Source organism: Magnetospirillum sp. XM-1, assembly GCF_001511835.1.
Classification (GTDB): Bacteria; Pseudomonadota; Alphaproteobacteria; order Rhodospirillales; family Magnetospirillaceae; genus Phaeospirillum.
On sequence record NZ_LN997848.1, the window covers coordinates 4,171,119 to 4,191,080 of the forward strand.

The window sequence follows — 19,962 nt, forward strand, 5'->3', positions numbered from 1 at the left end:
GATGCCCTGGCGTCGTAATACCCTGAAATCAGGACGACCGGGACGCAAACAGGATAGATGCTTGCTCAAACTGAGCTGTGGCATAATTCATGTTGTCGCCAGCCACATCCTTCCGGTTGCCGCCACCAGCGCCAGAGCCTCCACGGCACCGTCGGCCTCACCCTTCTCGAAGTCGCCCTCGCTTTGCGCCATGGTGTTGGTGACGTGGGCGAAGCAGACCATCGGGCAGCCTCGTGCACGTGAAAAGGCGTAGAGCGCCGCCGCTTCCATCTCGACGGCGAGGATTCCCGCCGCTCGGTGAGCCGCTATGGCGTCCTCGATTTCACGGTAAGGGGCGTCGGTGGTCCAGGTCGCCCCTTGGTGGATGGTGACGGTAGCCGATCCGGGTCGGCCGCCGCGCCTTCATGCATGCCCTCCATTCGGATCACGCCCTGGCCTATCGGATGCTGGCGGGGCTGGTGAAGTTGAATCGCCGACTGTCGGACGAGATCTATGACCTGAAGGGGCGCGAGCCCTGGCAAAGGGTTGCCGAATTCCTGCTGCTCCAAACCGGAAGCTCCGAAGGACGGGCCGATATCTCACTTCCCTACACCAGGGAAGTCTTGGCCAGTCGGGTTGGCATCCGCCGTGAAAGCCTGTCGCGGCTCCTTGGGCGACTTCGGGTGTTAGGCGTGAAAACTTCCGGCAATGCCATTCGGATAGAAGATGTAGGACTATTGCGCAGGGCCTGTATCGAAGCCAGAATTCCTCACAACAAATGAAGCAACTTGGTGCGCTACAGATTTTGACGAAGCCCTTTTCAAATCGGCAACTTTTGTACGTGCCAAAACCCGGAATAGGCACCAGCATCCCCGCCAGTGAGACCCCCAATTCTCACTCGTCCCCGCCGGAGAACACCGAGGCCCCAAGTACCACGCCCTTGGTCGTCAGCCTGTCAGTCTGTAGTAAGTTGACTTCATGGAGGATAGGAGAGCTTCGTGCCCGAGTATGTGTTGAATGGTCAGACCGCAAGCGTTCCGGTCCTGCTCCGGGATCGCCGCCGATGGTTGCTCCTATTGCTCGCCTGGGCGGGCGTGATGGGGATTGCCTTTCGTACTCAGGTTGCCGACATCCGCAGTCAAGGGCTCACGGTAGCAACCGAAGGTGCGCGAAACATGTTTCGGATGGTGGTCCTGACCCGCAGTTGGAACGCCCGTCATGGCGGCGTATACGTACCTGTCACCCCCACCACCCAACCGAATCCTTATCTGGTCCATCCTAGGCGGGATATCACGACAACGGATGGGTTGGAGCTTACCCTGGTGAATCCGGCCTACATGACCAGATTGATCGCTGAAATGGCAGCTTCGGATTCGGGAGCGATCTTCAGGCTGACCAGTCTGAAGCCCATACGGCCGCAAAACGCTCCCGATCCGTGGGAACGAACCGCCCTCGAGGCGTTCGAAGGCGGAATATCTGAACAATTCGGCGTCGAAACCGGCACGCAAGGCGCTTTCCTCAGATATATGGCGCCACTGCGTGTCGAAACCCCATGCCTCCAGTGCCATGAGATCCAAGGCTACAAGCTCGGAGATATCCGAGGCGGAATCAGCGTTTCGCAGCCATTCGAACCAATTGAAACAGCCACCAACGCCCATATTCGTCAGGCGATGGCAATGTATGCCGCGGTTTTCTTGATGGTTGCGGGCATGGGATGGGGGCTACTGGAATTACTGCGGCGCCGGTGGTTTGATCTGGCCAGAAAAATCAAGGAACTGGAAGATACCCGCACCGAGTTGGTGCAGAGCGAGAAGCTGGCATCACTGGGGCGAATGGTTGCTGGGTTCGCCCACGAAATCAACACGCCGGTGGGAGTTGCTGTTGGGGCCGTTTCCCAAACCGAAGAGGTTATCTTGCGGATAGAAACCTTGCTCGGCCAAGAAGAGGTTCAGGAGGCCGATTTGCGCGCCGAGTTGACCGGCCTGCGCCAGGCCGGAACCCTGGCCCTGGCCAATCTTCGCCGCGCGGCCGCTCTGGTTCAGAGCTTCAAGCGCACGTCTATTGATCAGGCAGGAGAAATCCGGCGCAATTACAGCATGCAGGAACTGATCAACGATGTTCTCTCGACCCTCAACAACAATCTTAAGCGCCTTCCGGTCAAGGTCGAGGTCGATTGTCCTGAATCACTCCGTCTTGAGGGGACGCCCGGTCTGATCGAACAATTGCTGACCAATCTGATCTTGAATGCGATTCAGCACGCTTTTGGCGACGGCGGGATCTCCGGAACTATTACAATCACGACGCGCCTCGAAAACGAAAAGGTTCATCTCATTTTCGCGGACAATGGTGCAGGCATGTCATCGGAAGCGGTTGCAAGGGCTTTTGAACCGTTTTTCACGACACGACGCGATAAAGGCGGATCGGGACTGGGCCTTTATATCTGCTACTCCATCGCGACAACTCAGCTAAAAGGCTCGATTCAACTTGAGAGCAAGCCGGGTGCTGGCTGCCGTTTCGATATTTGGTTTCCGGCTCACCCCGCCTCTCCCACAAAGAAGACCGCATCATGAAGCTTATCCGTACCCGCAGCGAGCCGCCCGTCACGGACATAACACCGCTTGGTCCGCGACATATATGGAAGTTGCTTGTTGTCGATGACGAATCCGATGTACGGCAATTGACCCGTATCAGCCTCAGGGGATTTCGATTTGTCGACCGGGATCTTGAAATCATCGAGGCCGCCTCGGCCTATGAGGCACGAGAGCAACTTGCCCAACATGATGATATCGCCGTCGCCCTAATTGATGTGGTGATGGAGACCGACGACGCAGGGCTGCAATTGGTGGAGTATATCCGCAAGAGCCTCAACAACCAGTTCATCCGCCTGATCATCCGTACCGGTCAACCGGGCCTCGCCCCGGAACGGTATGTCATCGATAGCTTCGACATCGATGACTACAAGGACAAAACCGAACTAACCGCCACGAGACTCTACACCACGGTCAGATCCGCCCTGAAATCATACCGGGATCTGAGGGCGATTGAGATGAATCGGATCGGATTGCAGCATGTGCTGGAAGCGGCACCGGATATTTACCGCATTAGCAACCGATCATTGAATCAGTTTTTTCAAGGCGTCCTGACCCAGATTGTCGGTCTTTGCAACCTGTCCGACACAAGCTTCATATCCACGATCGACGGTCTGATCGCCACGTTTGACGAGCAGGCGATCACCATCCAGGCGACATCCGGTGACCTGACCCGCCAGGATCGGTTCGGACAGATTCGAGAACTATGTGCCGAAGCCGTCCTGTCAGGCCAAATGCCCAGCGGATTACGCAAAGACTCGTACGTGGTTCCGTTGATCGTTCAGCAAAAGCCCGCAGGATTCATTTACGTCGAACCAACCCAAGACCTCAATGAGGCGGACCGGAATCTCATCAGTATGGTCGCTCAGCAGTGCTCGAATGCACTAGAGAATCTGAGGCTGCATATTAATCTTTCGGATTCCCACGACCACATGATCGATATTCTGGCAAAGGTGGCGGAGTTCAAAGACAGAACCACGGGAAGCCATATCCGCCGGATTGACCATTATACCCAGTTGGTCGCCACCGAATTGGGCCTTGCCAAAGATGAAGCGGTCCTCTTCGGCAAGGCGAGCCGTTTGCATGACGTGGGGAAAATCGGAGTGGCCGATGCCATTCTCCGCAAACCGGGGCGGTTGACCGACGAGGAATTCGCGGCCGTCAGCTTACATACGCATATTGGCAGCAGCATTCTTGAAAACGATGAGTTTCTGAGGATTGCCCGCGATGTCGCCCTGCATCACCACGAGCGATGGGATGGTAAAGGGTACCCATCAGGCCGCCCGTCGCGGGAATTCCATCTGGCGACCCGGATTGTCTCGGTGGTCGATGTGTTCGACGCACTCGTCAGCCGACGCAGCTACAAAGATCCCTGGGAACCCAAGAGGGCATTCGATGAAATCGTGAAGGGGGCGGGCACTCAATTCGATCCCACCGTGGTCTCCGCCTTTGCCAATCTTTACGAGGCGGGGAAGCTTGAGCCCATCATCGAAATGGCCAGGATCGAAAATGATTCCACCTAATAACCATTTTTCAATTCGCTGTTTATATCACCCGCTCAAATTTACATAAGTGAAGTCACGGACTTATGGAATCTTGATCGTGAGCCTTTTGCTATGGACCAGTTGGGCCAGCACCTACCGTTGATATTTGGAGCGCCAGCCTTTCAGTTTCGTCTACGCCGTCAGCGCCCGATGGAACACTCGGAAAGTGTCAATAGCGCCAAACTTAGCGGAGTCTAACGCCTCAGAATGCACGAGACACGTTTCCATCTCGGCAAGGAAATGCCGCCATCTCTCAGCGGTCTTCTCGCCGTGAGGGAGAAAAAAACCCAGAGCTTCCGGAGGATATTTGAAAATGAGATGACGATGGATCAGTTGCCCCCCCATGGTCGAGCCCTCGACTACATAAAGCGCGCCGATTCTTGAGGGGATGTCAGCCAATATGGGAGCGGGAATGTCATGTTGAGGAACCTCACATTTTAGCGCTTCCAAGCCCTTCAACAGCAACGGCAATCGCTGCATGTAATGAAGCGAGCGCGTCGGTTCTGCATTCATCAGTGTGGCTTCAAGGGGGCGATAGATCGTGACAAACCTCCCGAGCAATTCGCCAAGTTCTGCTGTGGAGAAATCATCCGAAAAAAGTCGCCGGTTGATCGGAACCGCTTCTAGTTCTGCATGCATGGGAGCGGTTGCGGCACGCAGGGCCCGCCAAACGCCGCCGATGCTCAAGATGCAGCTCCCACAGAAGGAAAGTGCAGGCTGACGGTCGTGCCCTTGCCCGGCTCACTCTCCAATTCAAACGACCCTCCATGTAATTCGATCAATGACTTGACGATGGGTAACCCCAAGCCGGTTCCGCTGCGGCTATGCGTCATGTCGGGGTCTGCCTGACGGAAAGGTTCCAGAACATGGGCGTGCTTTTCCTTCGGGATTCCAATCCCGGTATCGGCCACAGCCAGGGTCAGCCCTCCGTCGTGCCGACGGAGGGTCATGACCGTGACGGCGCCCTTTTCTGGCGTGAACTTGATCGCGTTGGACAATAGATTCATTAGCATCTGCTTGGCGAATCGCTCATCGAGCATCAGTGAGGGAAGGTTGGATTCGTAACGGGTTTCGACTGTAATCTTTTTTTCCGTGGCCATACCAATCAGTAAGGAAACGACCCGATCCGCCAACTGGGACAAGTCACCCTGTACCAATGACAACTCCAGTTTCCCAGCCTCAATCTTAGACAGATCAAGCACGTCATTGATCATCGTTAGGAGGTGAGTACTCGCCTCACGGATCAGACCGAGACATTCTTGCTGTTTGGCCTCCATGTTTCCGTAGAGACCCAATTCAAGCATCTCCGTAAACCCCAGCACAGCGTTCAGCGGCGTGCGCAGTTCGTGGCTCATATGAGCCAGGAAACGTGATTTTGCTTGATCGCTTTCCTCTAGGCGGACATTCAGGCTCCGAATGGTCCGCATTTGTCGAAGGATTACGTCGTTAAGCGCAGTGCGAAGCGACCGGGCTATTTCAATCTTCCATGGCGTCCAAGGACGTGAGTGCCCTCTCTGCTCTTCAACCCAGCGGGCAAATGATCGTCGAGGCAGATGGTTCCCTGACACCTTTTCCAGCGCCACCTGTGCCGGCGACGCGCCACCCCAGACGGTAGTGCGCAAGGTCTCGGATCGAAACCACATGATCATGTGGCGGCCGTCCTCACCAACCGTAATGGCAAGAACCCCTGACGCATACTCGGTATGAACAGAGAAGGGAGGCAGAATCGAGGCCGTGTGGTCGGTGGCGAAGACACCGTCTCTCAGATGTTCACGGCAGGCCCGAGCCAGGGCCAGCACCGATTCATTGTCGGGGGCGCGACCAACAGTTCGGACTTCCAGATGCTCCTCGGGATCGCGGTCGCCGCGATAAACCACCGCCGCTCCCGACGATGCAAAAAACAAGTCGGTGAGTTTGATGTCGCCGTTGATCAGCGGTGAAACAAAATCGTCCGCTCCCGCGATCTGCTCGAGCAGCTTGGCATGCAGCACCACATGTTTAGCACGGGCGTCGCGTTCCTCTGCTGTTTCGGTCGCAGAAAGGCGCATGGACAAGCCTGTCGTGATACAGAGAACTTCCCTGCGAGCGGGGATGGGCACCCGATGGGGGCGACGATGGTGGCCCACAACCAGTCCCCAAAGCCGCCCTTCATTGATGATCGACACTGACATCGCTCCATCAACCCCCAGGTTCTCCTGATAGAGCCGGTGCACTGGGGACAGGCTTCTCAGTTGGCAGGGTCCCAGGTCAAAGGGTTGCCCGTCACGTGGGTCCAATCCAGGGATGATGGGAACTGGCTCATAATCACGGCTCTGCATGAACCGGCAGCGACTAGTGAGGTAGAGAGCCCGTGCCTGAGCCGGAATGTCGGCGGCCGGAAAGTGGAAGCCGATGAAGCTCTCATTCCAGTCGTCCACTTTGGACTCAGCGACTACCTCGCCGTGCCCCTCCTCAGTGAACCGATAGATCAGTATCCTTTCCATGCCGGTGATCTGCCTGATTGCCCTAGCAGCAGTGTCCGAAAGCGACTCAAGCGTATCGGACGCGTTCAGCGAACTCAGCACCTCGTCCAAACTGATCACATGCCGGGGATCAGGGTGGTCGTCATCCGTCAATGGCTCAATCTCAACCAGGAGCGTCCGCTCCTGCGCATAACTACGCACCATGTAGGCTTCATCGATCAGGAAAGCGGACGAACCGCACAACGCCGCCAACTCGGGCCATACATCATTGATGCGCTGGCCGATCAACAATCCCGATAGCGAAGGAACCAACCCGTGGTTGGCGCTGGCGGCCAATATGAGACGGGTTTGGGGATCAATGCAGAGCAATACGCCGTGAGGCTGAATGCCTCCTGGAAAGCGAATGGGCTCGCGCTCGCAATCATCCGTCTGAGCAACCAACACGTCGGCTTGATTTCTCAACTTCAGTCTCCCGCTTGACACCACCCTGCCGCACCAGACCCGCAAGTTTCAAAACCCGACTGACAGAAGTGGGACATGGCCACGCCCGGATCCCGTCGGTGACCAGCCTATCGAGATGCTTCTGCCATGACCTTGGCGATGCCAATGTTCAACTGCTTAAGCGAGAACGGCTTGCCCATGAACAAATTCGCTCCTGCTGCGTAAGCAGCCTCTTTCGCCTCCTCACTGACCATCGCTGTGAGCAGAATGATAGGAAGCTTGGGATCGACCCCATCAATACCCGCACGAATTTGGCGAGTGCACTCCATGCCGTCCATTACGTCCATTTGCCAATCCATGATGACAATGTTTGCGCCATGTGCCTTCAACGCTGAAATAGCCTCTGCCCCATTCTCAGCCTCAATACAGTGACTAATTCCAAGGGATTCTAATGCCAGTTTGATCAGATGCCGCATCGGCTGCGAATCTTCCACCACTACGCCATATTTCTTGTTGCTGCTCATAATCCATCCCTTACGGATTTGGAGTTTTTGTCTGGCTGCCATCGACTGGAAGCCTAATTGTAAAAACGGAACCTTCTGTTGGGCCATCTTTCACTGAGATGGTCCCTCCCAGTTTGGTGATGGTGTCGTACACAATAGCCAAACCCAGTCCCTGCCCGGATCCAACATCGCGGGTTGTGAAAAAAGGATCAAAAATATGGTCTCGAATCTCTGGCGGTATACCTGCGCCGTTGTCCGTGACATGGATTTCTGCCCAGTCTCCGTGGCGCATGGTCAAGATACGAATATCGCCATTACGCTCCGGGAGAACAGCCTGAATGGCGTTCCGAATCAAACTAATGATAACTTCACTCATTTTACCAGGGTGGCAGAAAATTGGCGGCAGATCTGGATCAAGGCACACGTCCATGTGATGATTATTTCTTATTAACCTGGCGCACATCATAAGAACATTATTGATTAAATTATTTAAGTCTACGGCTTGCATCTCAGAGTCATTCTGTGAACAAAAAACTTTTGTTGCCAAAACAATGTCAGATATCTGGGAAACACCGCGTCTTAAATCAATGATTGCCTCTTGCAGCTCCGATTCCGCGCAGGCGGCTTGCAAGTCTATTGATTTGCTTTCCCTAATGGTATTAAACAAGCCACTTACCTCATTTTGAATGTACCCAATATTTGCCGTAATATATTGAAGGGGCGTATTGATTTCGTGTGCAATGCCTGCTGCCAACTGGCCCGCAGCTGCAAATCGGGCAGCCCGTATCGCATCAAACCGCGCTTGCTTGAGTTGGACATGGGTCTGTAGCCGACTTCGAACTATGGGGAGTGAATAGGGCTTTGTGATATAATCAACAGCCCCAAGCTCCAGGCCCTTAATCTCATCAGTTAACTCGGCCATTGCGGACATAAAAATAATAGGAATATTCGTAGTAGCTTTATCTGCCTTTAGTCTCCGGCAAACCTCATAGCCGTCCATGTCAGGCATCATAATATCGAGCAATATTGCATCAGGCTGCGGTATCGCGTTTGCTCGAAAAAGTGATTCCTCTCCATTGGTGGCCGCAATGATGCGAAATTCATTTTTTAGGAATTCAGATAGAACCCTGATATTCTGAATTCCATCATCAATAATGAGTATAGTTGGCTTTTCCAAGGTCATATCGATCCATCCTTGGTGTGCAAAATTTTATCCAGAATGTTATCAATTATTGCTTCTGCTTTCTTGAAATCAAAGCATTTAATAGAACGGTCAAGCCCTTCGCACATGCCTAATAAATCAGATTCAGCCAATATGCTTGTCAGATCATCTATCGCTTCGAGGGAGCTGGTGTCAGCTTGACAAATCAGCTGCTTCAGCTTTGATGCCTTTTCTAAGGCGGAGTCGAGGTTTATGTCCGTATGCAATGCAGTGTTTTCACTGCAACAATCAATATCATTAGGCTCGTTATTTTTAGCTCTGACATTTTTGCTTGTGTGCGCTAATATGGACCCAATTAGAGGTGCAAGTGCAGCATCTAACTTGTCCAGTAGCGCCAAGCCAGCCTCTACATCACTGTTGGAAAAAGCGGCTTCAACGTATTCGGCATGTTTCTGCACATCGTAAGCATCAATGATCCCGGCGAGCCCCTTCAGGGTATGGGCATCCCGTTCAGCCCTTTTGACGTCGCCTTCACTAAGGGCTACGCGGATTCGAGAGACTGAATCGCCTTGCTGTTCAGCGAAGCTCCGAAGGGTATTGAGGTAAAGCCCCTTCATCCCTGCAACCCGGCGTAAACCTGCACGGATGTCTAAGCCAGGAATCTGGCCCGGCAACTGAATGTCGCCGTCATCGAAGTTAAGCGCACCAAACATCTCGGCGTCGCTCTCCCCCGTTACCCACTTCCATATGGTCCGGAATAAATCGTCTGGGTTGAATGGCTTGCTGATGAAATCGTTCATCCCCGCGTCGATGCATTGAGACCGATGCTCCGCCATGGCGTTTGCGGTCATGGCGATAATCGGAAGATCGGCATACTTTTCGTGTTCGCGAATTTTCCTGGTGGCAGTCAGCCCATCCATGACTGGCATCTGCAAATCCATCAGGATGATTTCGTAATCGTTCACTTCAATTTTTGAAATGGCCTCAGCGCCATTGCCTGCGATGTCGACGGATATTCCGCCGGCACCTAGGATGCCCAACGCAACCTTTTGATTAACGTCGTTGTCCTCCACCAGTAGCAGGCGCGTCCCTCTCAGAATCTCGTAGTTCTGGGCACTTTTGGCGCCAGAACGCTTGGGGCGGTTTTCCTCATGTTTTCCACCTCCAGTGGCGGAACGCCTGAGATTCACAGTGAAATGGAATGTGCTGCCTTTGCCGAGTGCGCTCTCAACGCTGACATACCCTCCCATCAACTCAGCCAATTCCTTGCAGATCGATAATCCTAGCCCAGTGCCGCCATATCGTCGGGATATAGAGGATTCCGCTTGGACGAACGGCGAAAACAGCATGGCCTTCTGTTCGTCACTCAACCCGATGCCGGTATCCGATACCGAGACAGTTAGAGCCAGATCGTCATCTCCGGCGGATGCCTGCGAAACCTTGACCACGACGGAGCCCGTATCGGTGAACTTGATGGCGTTGCCGAGATAGTTCATGACGATCTGGCCAATTCTGAACGGGTCGCCGATCAGAATCGGCGGGATGTCATTGTCAATTTCGACGGCAAGATTGATCCCCTTGGCGTCGGCAGCGTGATTAACCAGTGCGAGTTGATCTTGGATCAGTGTGCGGATATCGAACGGTTCCGTCTCAATCGAAAGTCCTCCCGCCTGGATTTTGGAGAAATCAAGAATGTCGTTTACGACGCCCAGCAGGCGCTTGGTGGACTGCTCTATGGTCTCTATATGGTTATGCACATCCTTTGGCAGATCTTGGCTGAGTGCGAGATGTGCCATGCCCAATATCCCGTTCATTGGAGTTCGTAACTCGTGGCTCATATTGGCGAGAAAATGTGATTTGAACTGGTTTGCTTTTTCGGCATCAAGGCGCGCTAGTTGAAGGTCGGTGACGTCCACCCGAACGCCGACGATATAATTATGCGGCGTGATCCGTTCTTCAATTCGAATGTATCTTCCGTTGCCAAGTTTCTGGATGATGCGCTTTCCACCACGTCGATGGGCATCAAGACGCTCTTGCACCCATTCATCGATGCGTCCTTCCGCTTCAGCGTACTGGCCGCGTTCGGCCCCGGTCCGGATAATCTCCTCGAACGTCGTCCCGGCCTGAAACAGATCGGCTGATTCAGCATAAATCTCACGGTACTTCTCGTTGCACATCAGCAATCTGTCTTGATCATCATAGATTACGAACCCTTCACCAATCGCATCGATTGCCGCGTTCAGGATCTCGGTCGCATTCTTATGCCTCTCGGCGACATATTCATTAACTTGAAAAAGCTCGGCGTTGAGTATCAGTGTTTCTCTGAACTTCTCGATGTTGCGCGTAATTTCTCCGATCTCATTTGGGTGACTGGAAACAGTGATATTCTGATCAAGTTTCCCACTTGCTAAAGCCTGCATGTCTCTGCTGATGGTGGCAAGAGACTTGGATAAAGAGAGGGATTGCCGTAACGCAATCACGACGGCAGTGGTGATTAAAATGCCCATGACCGTGAGGTCAAGTATGATGGAGATCAAGTTGTCCCTGATCAACGTCCCGGCATGCGACCGCAGATCGTTCTCAAGGATAGTCTCGACGTCACGCAGAAGGGCTATCCGTTCGGAGGTCGCCTTGATCCATTCATCTGCATTGACAGAGCCTGTGTCTTTATTCAGACGATCGGTCATCTGATTTATGGTGGCCGACAGGCTCTTGAACTCGCTGCTTTTCATCTGAGATGCGAGCGGCTTGATGCCCTGATGTCTGGCGAATGTCTCCAGCACAGAAATGGCATCTTCCCCTTTGCGCGCCAGTGTCAGCGCATCTCTTCTCCTTTCTTCCGAACTACCCTTGCCCCAAAAGGCATTAACCCCCGTACCCCGAGACCTTCCAAGTGTCTCGGTTACATCGGCTATCAGGAACAGAGCGGACAAATCCAATGCGGATTGTGCATCCGCCGCATGGGTCCTGCCGATAGACGACCACGACATGAGCCTTGAAATGATGTTGGTATAATTAGCGAATACCGTGGTGTGGTCGATGCGGGTATCCTCCGACAAGCCTCGGAGGGTGCCCACGGCGGCGGACAAACCGTCGATGATGGCATAATTTGAGCTGTGATCGTCTATGAACAGAAGGCTTTGCTTGGTGCCATCGACAGCCAATTGCAGCGCCTTGATTGTAGAGGAAGTCTTCTCCCGCTGATCCTCTAACCGCACCTTAGCATTCTGAAAATCTTGTGATCCCGTAGAGACAGTGAGGCCACGCTCTAGTTGAAGTTCGTGAATGGTGTCATTGACTAAATTGGAGATGTCGATAAATTTTTCAAATCTCAAAGTAGATCGTATTGAACTAATCCGATTCAATGAATCATGAATCGCATAGACAGCAATGCCAAAGATTGGAAGAATCAGAATCAGTGCAATTTGTTGTTTTATCTTAAGACCGGACAGCACGTCATCGTTCCCATAAATTAGTATTGGCCCAAGCTTTGGCCTGTAGCCTGAAAATAAGGAGGATCGCTCGACATTTAACATGTAGGGCGTCTGCTCCTTATAATGTGCCAGCACGCAGTGCCACTACCCCCAAATGGGATGGGGCAAATTTATCTGGCCTCATTGGGTCAGGTAGGGGCGTCGCTGACAAGCGGCCAGACGGCCGCTTTCTCAGTTAGCGGACATTCGGATCGTCAGTCATAATGCCAGTATTGGGCCGCCGCTTGTTCTCTACCGCTGAAAAATGGGTGCTTCCTTTAGGATTTCGCGTCCTTTGATATTTCGACATCATCACACGGGCTGATTGCATCTAAAATGGCCCGAAAGCGTTCAAGGTCTTGACGTAACGCCACCCGCTGCGGTTCCGCCAGTCGCTTTTCCCGAAGCATGTCTTCGGCATCGGCTGCAGCCCGGGTCCAAGCTGGCCTGTGACGTTCGGTGATGCAGGCATTCGGGCAGCGGATCGGCTGGCACAAGGAGATCAGTGGTGCTTGTCGTTTCGCAGCCGTTGAATCCTGAAGACACAACGCGGTCGACGGATCGAAGAAGCAGTCAGCTAGGACACCAACATGTAGCGTGCGGGCAAGGTGGAGAGCAACGCGCGCACCCGTCCACGATCTGCGATTATGACAGGAGACGAGCCTAATTCGGCGGCCGCGTCCAGGGCGCCGACAATCCTTGGTCCTGCCGGTCCCGAGGGAGAGTTCCCAGCGTGATGGTCATCGAAATAGACTAGCAGATCATCGAGTTGGCCGAGGTGACGCTCCGCTTCAACCTCAGCCAGGAAACCGGAGCGGCTGGAACCGGCATAGCCCTCGAAGGCGGCGACCGACGCATGCTTGGCCGTGAGGGGAATCTTGTTCCAGGGTGACCCAAGCGGTCGGCGACTGCGCTCCCATGTTGGCTGATTTATGTGATGTGACGTCACAGATATGTCTAACTTAAATGCGCGTTAAAGTATTATCGACAATGGGCTTTCAGCGTGCCATTCTGACCATGTTATCGCTATTTGACATCGTGAATCTCTTGGAACTGGCCGCGGCTTTGGCTGCGGCCAGTTCCAAATCGTTTTCCTCAGAATTGAGGGGCTTCGCGACAGGGTTCGGCGCAAATACTATTCATGGTTGTTATCTCTGTGGCTGTTCAGGACCGCAAAAATGCTGATGCCCGGCCCTTGAACCGACGCCCCTAAAGAACGGCGCTGGACTCGTCCTCAAGAACTTCGATCACCAGAACCAAAAAATCGTTTGCTTCCACAGAATTAAAGCCGTGCTCCCCCACAAAGTTGTGGATTTCGCCCAGCTTTTGATCGACTGGGAGATTGACGAACCTATCGCCATAGACATCCCGCATGATCCGCAAGAACTCCCTCACGTCGCCGCCCCATTCTTTCCTGCGTCGATCCAGGTCAAATGCAGGCTCAATCGCCTTTGCTGTATTGAAAATGGTCGGCCCTTCTTCCGTTGGATCGACATCGGCCTTCCCCAGCAGATACTCTAAGCTATGGGGTAGCACGACAACGGTGTTCGGCGGTCGAGGCTCCTGATGTTCCATCTCGTTCAGAACGTGGCTGTAATGCCGATCGATCATCTCGATGGATGTTCCTGTCCAGCGCGAGACAAAACCCAAATCTTGGCGTTCATAGAGCCTGTCCGTGATAAAGGTGTGGCGAAACGATCCCAATGCATAATGGCTTTTGTAACGCACCCCCCTGGAAAACTTCGCGGCATCCAGCAGTTCAATAAATGGCTTCGCTGTGTTGCGATTCATTGTTCCATCTTTGTCATGGAACACAAAATCGTCCTCGGTCACCTCATATTTATCAAAGTGGGCGTAAGCCTTCTTGAGGTTGTCCACGATTGACTTGAATCCTGACTGTGGCGTCACCGTCCGCAGGTGTTTTCTGACATCAGCCTTTTTCAAATGCTCGGGCCGCAGCCGGACGAGGTATGAGATTTCCCCCGCCTTATCTACCCCAGAAATGAGATCGCGAAATCTAAGGCGCGACGCCTCAACGGTGCGCAAGCCTGATAAGTATAACACCATCATGCGGTAGTGGTTAATTACCATGGCACGGCGCTGGATGGCGTGAAGGTGTTTACGACATCGCGATGCTGATACCTTTTGCAGGCGCTCGATTTCGTCGGGAGAAAAGGCCAAGCGGACACTGCCAGTGCCGGAAAGTCGCTTAAAACGAGGAATGGCCTCCGCACGCAAATATCCCCTGGACGCCGAGAACTCCATGAACTGGTAGAACTGTTGGCGCTCCTTCCTGATCGTGGCGGGGCTTGGGGTGACCGGGGTGAAGGGGCGAACCAGTTCCTTGCCATTACGTTCATATTTAATGAACGTCTTACCTTTGTAGGCGATGGCATAGCTCTCGCGCCATTCATGATATCGCACGAGATCAGCGGCGGTGATGGTGTCGATCAACTTGTCGTCGAAGAATGGAACGAAATACCGTTCCAAGGTGGTGCTGACGCGGGCACGGACGTATGGTTTGACGAAGCCAAGATTGACCCGCTCATCGAGCCATCGCAGATATTCCGACACCAACCCGTTGAAGCTCTTGGGGTGAAGGCTCTCGCCTCGTTCCGCCCGATAATTCAGGGCCGCGTAAAGCTGCCGGGCCTTGTCTTTAGCCCTTTCAAGGTCGCTTTCGCCGGTGGTGCGTTCCAGCCGATTGCCATCATTGTTGATGGCGAACATCCCTGGAGCGGGAGCCATGGTGACGCGGGCGGTCCAAATGGATCGACCTTGTTTCCGGCGCAGAATTACTGGGATATCTATAAACCGGAACTCGTTGAGCGATTCCGTTGCCAGATCTGAAACCCCTGCCTTACGGCCCTTGGAGTGGTTGCCTTTGCGGGTCAATGGTTTGGCTGCGTTCATAAGCGTCCCCGGATCGTCCCCAAAACCTGCCACCAAGCTATGGTAGAAAGTATGGCATAGGTCTGTCAATTCCAGGAACGATGAAAGTCGCAGTTTTCCTATATTTAAACCATCAAAGATATCGATTTATAGTCGCAATATGATGAAGTCAATAGGAGAACAGGAAACTCTCCGAAGGCAGAGGTCGTAGGTTCGAATCCTACCGGTTGCGCCAAATCTTTCTCAATGAAATCAAACGATTGACACCAACTCCAGGCTGACACCTCTGGACGCAAAGTGGTTTTGCGCGGCACTTGGGCTGTAAAGCGTCGTGTAAGCCGCCCATGGCGGCGGCACCTACACGTCCAGATCGGTGGCGAACTTGGCGCGCTCCTGGATGAACTGGAACCGCAGTTCGGCCTTCTTGCCCATCAGGCTCTCCACCAGGCGGGCCACATCCTTGGCCTCCTCGTGGTCCTCCTCGGTGCGGCCCGAGGGGATGGTGACCCGGAGAAGCGTGCGCTTCGTGGGGTCCATGGTGGTTTCCTTGAGCTGGGCGGGGGGCATTTCGCCCAGGCCCTTGAAGCGGCTGATCTCGACGTTCTTCTTGCCGGCGAACAGGGTCTTCAGCAGCTCTTCCTTGTGGGCGTCGTCGCGGCCGTAGATGACGGTCTGGCCGTGGGCCAGGCGATAGAGCGGCGGTAAAGCGAGGTAGAGGTGCCCGTTCCGGATCAGGTCGGGCATCTCCTGGTAGAAGAAAGTCATCAGCAGCGAGGCGATGTGGGCGCCGTCCACGTCGGCGTCCGTCATGATGATGATCTTCTCGTACCTGAGCTTCTCGTCGTCGTAATTGTCGCGCGCGCCGCAGCCCAGGGCCTCCATCAGGTCCTTGAGTTCCTGGTTGCCGCGCAGCTTGTCGGTGGACGCCGAGGCGACGTTGAGGATCTTGCCGCGCAGCGGCAGGATGGCCTGGGTCTCGCGGTTGCGGCCCGACTTGGCGGAACCGCCGGCCGAATCGCCCTCCACCAGGAACAGTTCGGTGCCGACATTGACCGAGCGCGAGCAATCGGCCAGCTTGCCCGGCAGACGCAGACGCTTGGTGGGCGTCTTGCGATTGGTTTCCTTGGCGGCGCGGCGGCGCGCCCGGTCCTCGGCCCGCTCGATCAGGCGGGTGAGCAGGGCGCCGGCCGAGGCCTTGTCGCCACTCAGCCAGTGGTCGAAATGGTCCTTGACCGCGTTCTCCACCAGCCTTGTGGCCTCGGCGCTGGCCAGCTTGTCCTTGGTCTGGCCCTGGAACTGCGGGTCGCGGATGAACAGGCTGACCATGACACAGGCGCCGCCCATGACGTCCTCGGCGGTGATCTGGCCGGCCTTCTTGTTGCCGGCCATCTCGCCGTAGGAGCGCAGGCCCCGGGTCAGCGCATTCCGAAAACCCGCCTCGTGGGTGCCGCCCTCAGGGGTCGGCACCGTGTTGCAATAGGTGTTGGTGAAGCCTTCCTCGTCGTCGTCGGGCCAGGCCACCGCCCATTCCACCTGCCCCATGTCGTCGGAAAGCGGCGCGGTGCCGTTGAAGACGTCGCGGGTGACCAGCGGGCGGTCCTTCAGCACCGCTTTCAGGAAGTCGGTGAGGCCGCCGGGGAAGTGCAGCGTGTCCTCGACCGGGATCTCGTCGCCCTCCTTGATCAGGAGCGGATCGCACTTCCAGCGGATCTGCACGCCCCTGAACAGATAGGCCTTGGAGCGGGCCATGCGGTAGAGCGGGCCGGGACGCAGATGGGCGCGCTCGCCGAAGATCTGGGCGTCGGGATGGAAGATCACGGTGGTGCCGCGCCGGTTCTGCACCGGCCCCACCTTCTCCAGCGGTCCCAGCGGAAGCCCGCGCGAGAAGCGCTGGCACCACAGCACCCGGTCGCGGGCCACCTCGACGGTCAGCGCATCGGACAGGGCGTTGACCACCGAGACGCCGACGCCGTGCAAGCCGCCCGACACCTTGTAGGCGTCGCCGCCGAACTTGCCGCCCGAGTGCAGCGTGGTGAGGATCACCTCCAGCGCGCTCTTGTCCGGATATTTGGGGTGGGGATCGATGGGAATGCCGCGGCCGTTGTCCCTGACCGTGCAGGTGCCGTCCACCGCCAGTTCCAGCTCGATCCAGCCGGCATGGCCGGCCACCGCCTCGTCCATGGAATTGTCCAGGACCTCGGCCACCAGATGGTGGAGCGCACGGTCGTCCGTGCCGCCGATATACATGCCTGGGCGGCGGCGGACGGGCTCTAACCCCTCAAGGACCTCGATGTCCTTGGCGGAGTATTCGGTCGCCTTGGGGGCGAGTTGCTGGAACAGGTCGGACATGGCTGGCATTATAGAAATGCGAGCCCGATGCGCAAGCGCATGCTGTAGCGTCATCGGAGTTAACCACAAGATATTGTGAGATTGGGACTTTCATGAGCGAGAGCATCGAAATCAGCGGCGCGCCGCGCGGCCGCCTGTCCACCCGGGCCATCGCCATGCCCGCCGACACCAACCCGTTCGGCCACGTGTTCGGCGGCTGGCTGATGAGCCAGATGGATCTGGCCGGCGGGACGCATTCCTATCGCCGGGCGCGGGGCCACACCCCCACCGTGGCGGTCGAAGGCATGGAATTCCACCAGCCGGTCTATGTGGGCGACGAGGTCAGTTGCTACACCGAGATCATCCGGGTGGGCCGGACCTCGCTGTCGGTGCGGGTCGAGGCCTGGGTGCGCCGCCACGGCGGTTCCGACGCCCTGGTCAAGGTGACCAGCGCGGTGTTCACCTATGTGGCGGTGGACGACAAGGGAAAGAAGCGCCCCGTACCGCCCGAGGAATGACCCCCAATAAGAAAGGGCCCCGGATGGGGCCCTTTCCACGAAAACGCACTGGAAGGAAGGCTTACTTGGCCTTGTTCCAGGAGCAGTTTTCCCTGGTCGCACGCGGGGTGCCCAGGTTGCCCTTGTCGTCGGCCTGCTGGTAGAACGAGACCGAGCCGTCGGGCATGCACACCGGATCGTTGAAGGCGCCGAAGGGCTCCCAACGGCCCGGGCCACAGGCGGTCAGCAGCATCGCGGTGCCCACGACGAGAATGATCTTCTTCATACCCCAATCTCCTCTCTTATGACCAAAGCAACTGTAGAAACGATACAAGCGGTTGGGAACGGAGTCCACCGGTCTAAACGATTTCCTCCGCCTGATGGCCGGCGAAATCGGCGTCGATCACCGCCACCCGGTCGGAATGCATGCCGTTGTAGCGGGCCGCCATCTCGCGGCCATAGGCGCCGATCAGGTTGAACTCGATGTAGTCGCCCTCGGCCGCATCCTGAGGCAGGTCCAGCGGCCAGGGCAGCTTGTCGTTGCCGTCGCAGGTGGGGCCGAAGGCGGCAAACGACCCCGCCGGGCCGTTCTTCAGCCTGCCTTGGGCGTCCAGCAGCCGGAAAGGCAGGGACAGCTGGTCCTTGCCCCAATAGGTCTCGGTCAGGCCGCCGAAGATGCCGTCGTTGAGATAGACCGCGTCCGGCTTCCTTAAATTGATGCGGACCAGCAGCGAGCCGCCCTCGGCCATCAGGGCGCGCCCCGGCTCGCAGGCCAGGCGGATGCCGCGGGGCGCGGTCAGCTCGTGGTGCGCCTGGGCGATCACCTCGAAATAGGCGGAAAGCGGCGGGGCCTGGGTCAGGCGGTAATAGGCGGGAAAGCCGCCGCCGACATCCATCCAGTCGATGGCGATGCCGGTCCGGTCGAGGGAGGCGCAGGCCATCTCGATCCCTAGGCGGAAGGCCGCCGGGTCCAGGCATTGCGAACCCACATGGAAGGTCACGGCGGGTTTCAGCCCCATCTGGGCCGCCCGGCGAAGCGTGGCCTCGAACACGTCGGGTACCGCGCCGAACTTGGTGGACAGGTCGTAGACGGCGCCAGAGCCCTTGGGGATGGCCAGGCGCACCACCGGCCGCATGGTGGCATCGGTCAGCGCCGCCACCTTCTCCAGCTCGGGGACGCAATCCACGGCGAAGAAGCGCACCCCGCATTCCCAGGCCAGACGGATCTGGCCCGGCGTCTTGGCGGGATGGTGGTAGAACATGGTGCCGTCGGGCACGCATTCCACCACCCGGGCGATCTCCATGGGCGAGGCCACGTCGAAATGGCGGATGCCGGCGCGGTGCATGGTCCACAGCACCAGGGGATGGGCGTTGCACTTGACGGCGTAGAGGGTGTCGCCGGGAAAGCCGGCCACGAAGTCCCGCGCCAGCGCTTCCAGGCGGCGGGGCCGCAGCAGATGGACGGGAGATTCGGGGCGCTCGGCCGCCACGAAGGCGGCGACCGACGGGAAGGAGTCCGTCACCCCGCGCGCAGGCGCGTGCCCGGTCACCTCGCACCCCGATGAACGCGGGGAAGCTTGCCGGCCAGCCCGGCGAGGTAGGCCCGGCCCTCCTCGTTGACCGCCTCGCGCCGTCCGGTGATCCAGCGGCGGCAATGGGACGAGCCGCAATTGCAGGGAAATTGCCGGTAAAGGGTATCTTCCGTCACCGCGTAGTCGATGGTCAGCAGCTCGCCCGGCTCGATATCCAGCAGGGCCAGGATTTCCAGGCGCTGCATGTCCAGCACGCAATTGGGCGCGCAGGAATGGGACAGCAGGCCGACGAAATAAGGGTCGTGCAGGTGGGTCTCGGGCGAGACCTGCAGGCTGTGCTGGAAGACGGTGTTGGACAGGGTACCGGCGAACTTGGCGACCCGCGTGCCCCGCTCGAACGGGATTTTTGCCCGGATACCCCTGCCGACCCGGCCATTCACCGCGGTCACGGCGAACTGATCGGAATCGGGCAGAGCGGCATCGACGATCAGGTCGCGGGGGTAGATCTCGGTCATGGCGGTCAGCGCACCTCGATCCGGGAGCCAAAGGAGAGTATTCCCC

15 protein-coding genes are annotated in these 19,962 nt (G+C 56.5%); 4 read left to right on the forward strand and 11 right to left on the reverse strand.

Features of this window, described 5'->3' with window-relative positions:
- Positions 1-87: 87 nt before the first annotated feature.
- On the reverse strand, positions 88-366 hold the full coding sequence (locus XM1_RS23600; protein ID WP_082700611.1) for a hypothetical protein: 279 nt from the start codon (positions 364-366) through the stop codon (positions 88-90).
- Between the two features lie 38 nt (positions 367-404).
- Between XM1_RS23600 and XM1_RS23605 the strand changes: the two genes are divergently transcribed.
- From XM1_RS23605 to XM1_RS19330, 3 genes are all read left to right on the forward strand, one after another.
- Positions 405-761 (forward strand): helix-turn-helix domain-containing protein, encoded by a 357-nt coding sequence (locus XM1_RS23605; RefSeq protein WP_082700612.1) that lies wholly within the window; start codon positions 405-407, stop codon positions 759-761.
- Positions 762-977: 216 nt separating this feature from the next.
- Positions 978-2,549 carry an ATP-binding protein gene (locus XM1_RS19325; protein WP_068436374.1) on the forward strand — a complete coding sequence of 524 codons (1,572 nt, stop codon included), beginning with the start codon at positions 978-980 and terminating at the stop codon, positions 2,547-2,549.
- Positions 2,546-4,090, forward strand: coding sequence for a response regulator (locus XM1_RS19330; protein WP_068436376.1), 1,545 nt, complete (start codon positions 2,546-2,548; stop codon positions 4,088-4,090). Before XM1_RS19325 ends, XM1_RS19330 begins: the two co-directional genes overlap by 4 nt.
- 153 nt (positions 4,091-4,243) lie before the next feature.
- Here the strand turns inward: XM1_RS19330 and XM1_RS24310 are convergent, their stop codons facing one another.
- The 7 genes from XM1_RS24310 to parE form a co-directional block, all read right to left on the reverse strand.
- Positions 4,244-4,798 (reverse strand): biliverdin-producing heme oxygenase, encoded by a 555-nt coding sequence (locus XM1_RS24310; RefSeq protein WP_156428802.1) that lies wholly within the window; start codon positions 4,796-4,798, stop codon positions 4,244-4,246.
- On the reverse strand, positions 4,795-7,035 hold the full coding sequence (locus XM1_RS19340) for an ATP-binding protein (protein ID WP_172821943.1): 2,241 nt from the start codon (positions 7,033-7,035) through the stop codon (positions 4,795-4,797). The genes XM1_RS24310 and XM1_RS19340 overlap by 4 nt, the downstream gene beginning before the upstream one ends.
- Positions 7,036-7,142: 107 nt before the next feature.
- The gene (locus XM1_RS19345) at positions 7,143-7,538 is read right to left on the reverse strand and encodes a response regulator (RefSeq protein ID WP_172821944.1); all 396 of its coding nucleotides are present in this window, start codon (positions 7,536-7,538) and stop codon (positions 7,143-7,145) included.
- A 10-nt stretch (positions 7,539-7,548) separates the two neighbouring features.
- Entirely contained in the window at positions 7,549-8,700 is a 1,152-nt protein-coding gene (locus tag XM1_RS23610; protein WP_082700614.1) for a hybrid sensor histidine kinase/response regulator, read from the reverse strand.
- Positions 8,697-12,134 (reverse strand): ATP-binding protein, encoded by a 3,438-nt coding sequence (locus XM1_RS19355; protein WP_172821945.1) that lies wholly within the window; start codon positions 12,132-12,134, stop codon positions 8,697-8,699. The genes XM1_RS23610 and XM1_RS19355 overlap by 4 nt, the downstream gene beginning before the upstream one ends.
- Before the next feature lie 1,227 nt (positions 12,135-13,361).
- Positions 13,362-15,065 carry a tyrosine-type recombinase/integrase gene (locus XM1_RS19360; protein WP_068438050.1) on the reverse strand — a complete coding sequence of 568 codons (1,704 nt, stop codon included), beginning with the start codon at positions 15,063-15,065 and terminating at the stop codon, positions 13,362-13,364.
- Positions 15,066-15,401: 336 nt separating this feature from the next.
- The gene (parE, locus tag XM1_RS19365) at positions 15,402-17,393 is read right to left on the reverse strand and encodes a DNA topoisomerase IV subunit B (RefSeq protein WP_172821946.1); all 1,992 of its coding nucleotides are present in this window, start codon (positions 17,391-17,393) and stop codon (positions 15,402-15,404) included.
- 92 nt (positions 17,394-17,485) lie between these two features.
- On the opposite strand from parE, the gene XM1_RS19370 reads away from it, so the two are divergent.
- Complete coding sequence (locus XM1_RS19370; protein WP_068436390.1) at positions 17,486-17,890, forward strand: acyl-CoA thioesterase; 405 nt, start codon at positions 17,486-17,488, stop codon at positions 17,888-17,890.
- A gap of 61 nt (positions 17,891-17,951) precedes the next feature.
- Here the strand turns inward: XM1_RS19370 and XM1_RS19375 are convergent, their stop codons facing one another.
- From XM1_RS19375 to XM1_RS19385, 3 genes are all read right to left on the reverse strand, one after another.
- Entirely contained in the window at positions 17,952-18,155 is a 204-nt protein-coding gene (locus XM1_RS19375; protein WP_068436392.1) for a hypothetical protein, read from the reverse strand.
- A gap of 73 nt (positions 18,156-18,228) precedes the next feature.
- A complete protein-coding gene (locus tag XM1_RS19380; protein ID WP_172821947.1) occupies positions 18,229-19,419 on the reverse strand; it encodes a type III PLP-dependent enzyme in 1,191 nt (396 codons plus the stop codon).
- Positions 19,416-19,916, reverse strand: coding sequence for an SET domain-containing protein-lysine N-methyltransferase (locus XM1_RS19385; protein ID WP_068436396.1), 501 nt, complete (start codon positions 19,914-19,916; stop codon positions 19,416-19,418). Before XM1_RS19385 ends, XM1_RS19380 begins: the two co-directional genes overlap by 4 nt.
- Positions 19,917-19,962: the final 46 nt, after the last annotated feature.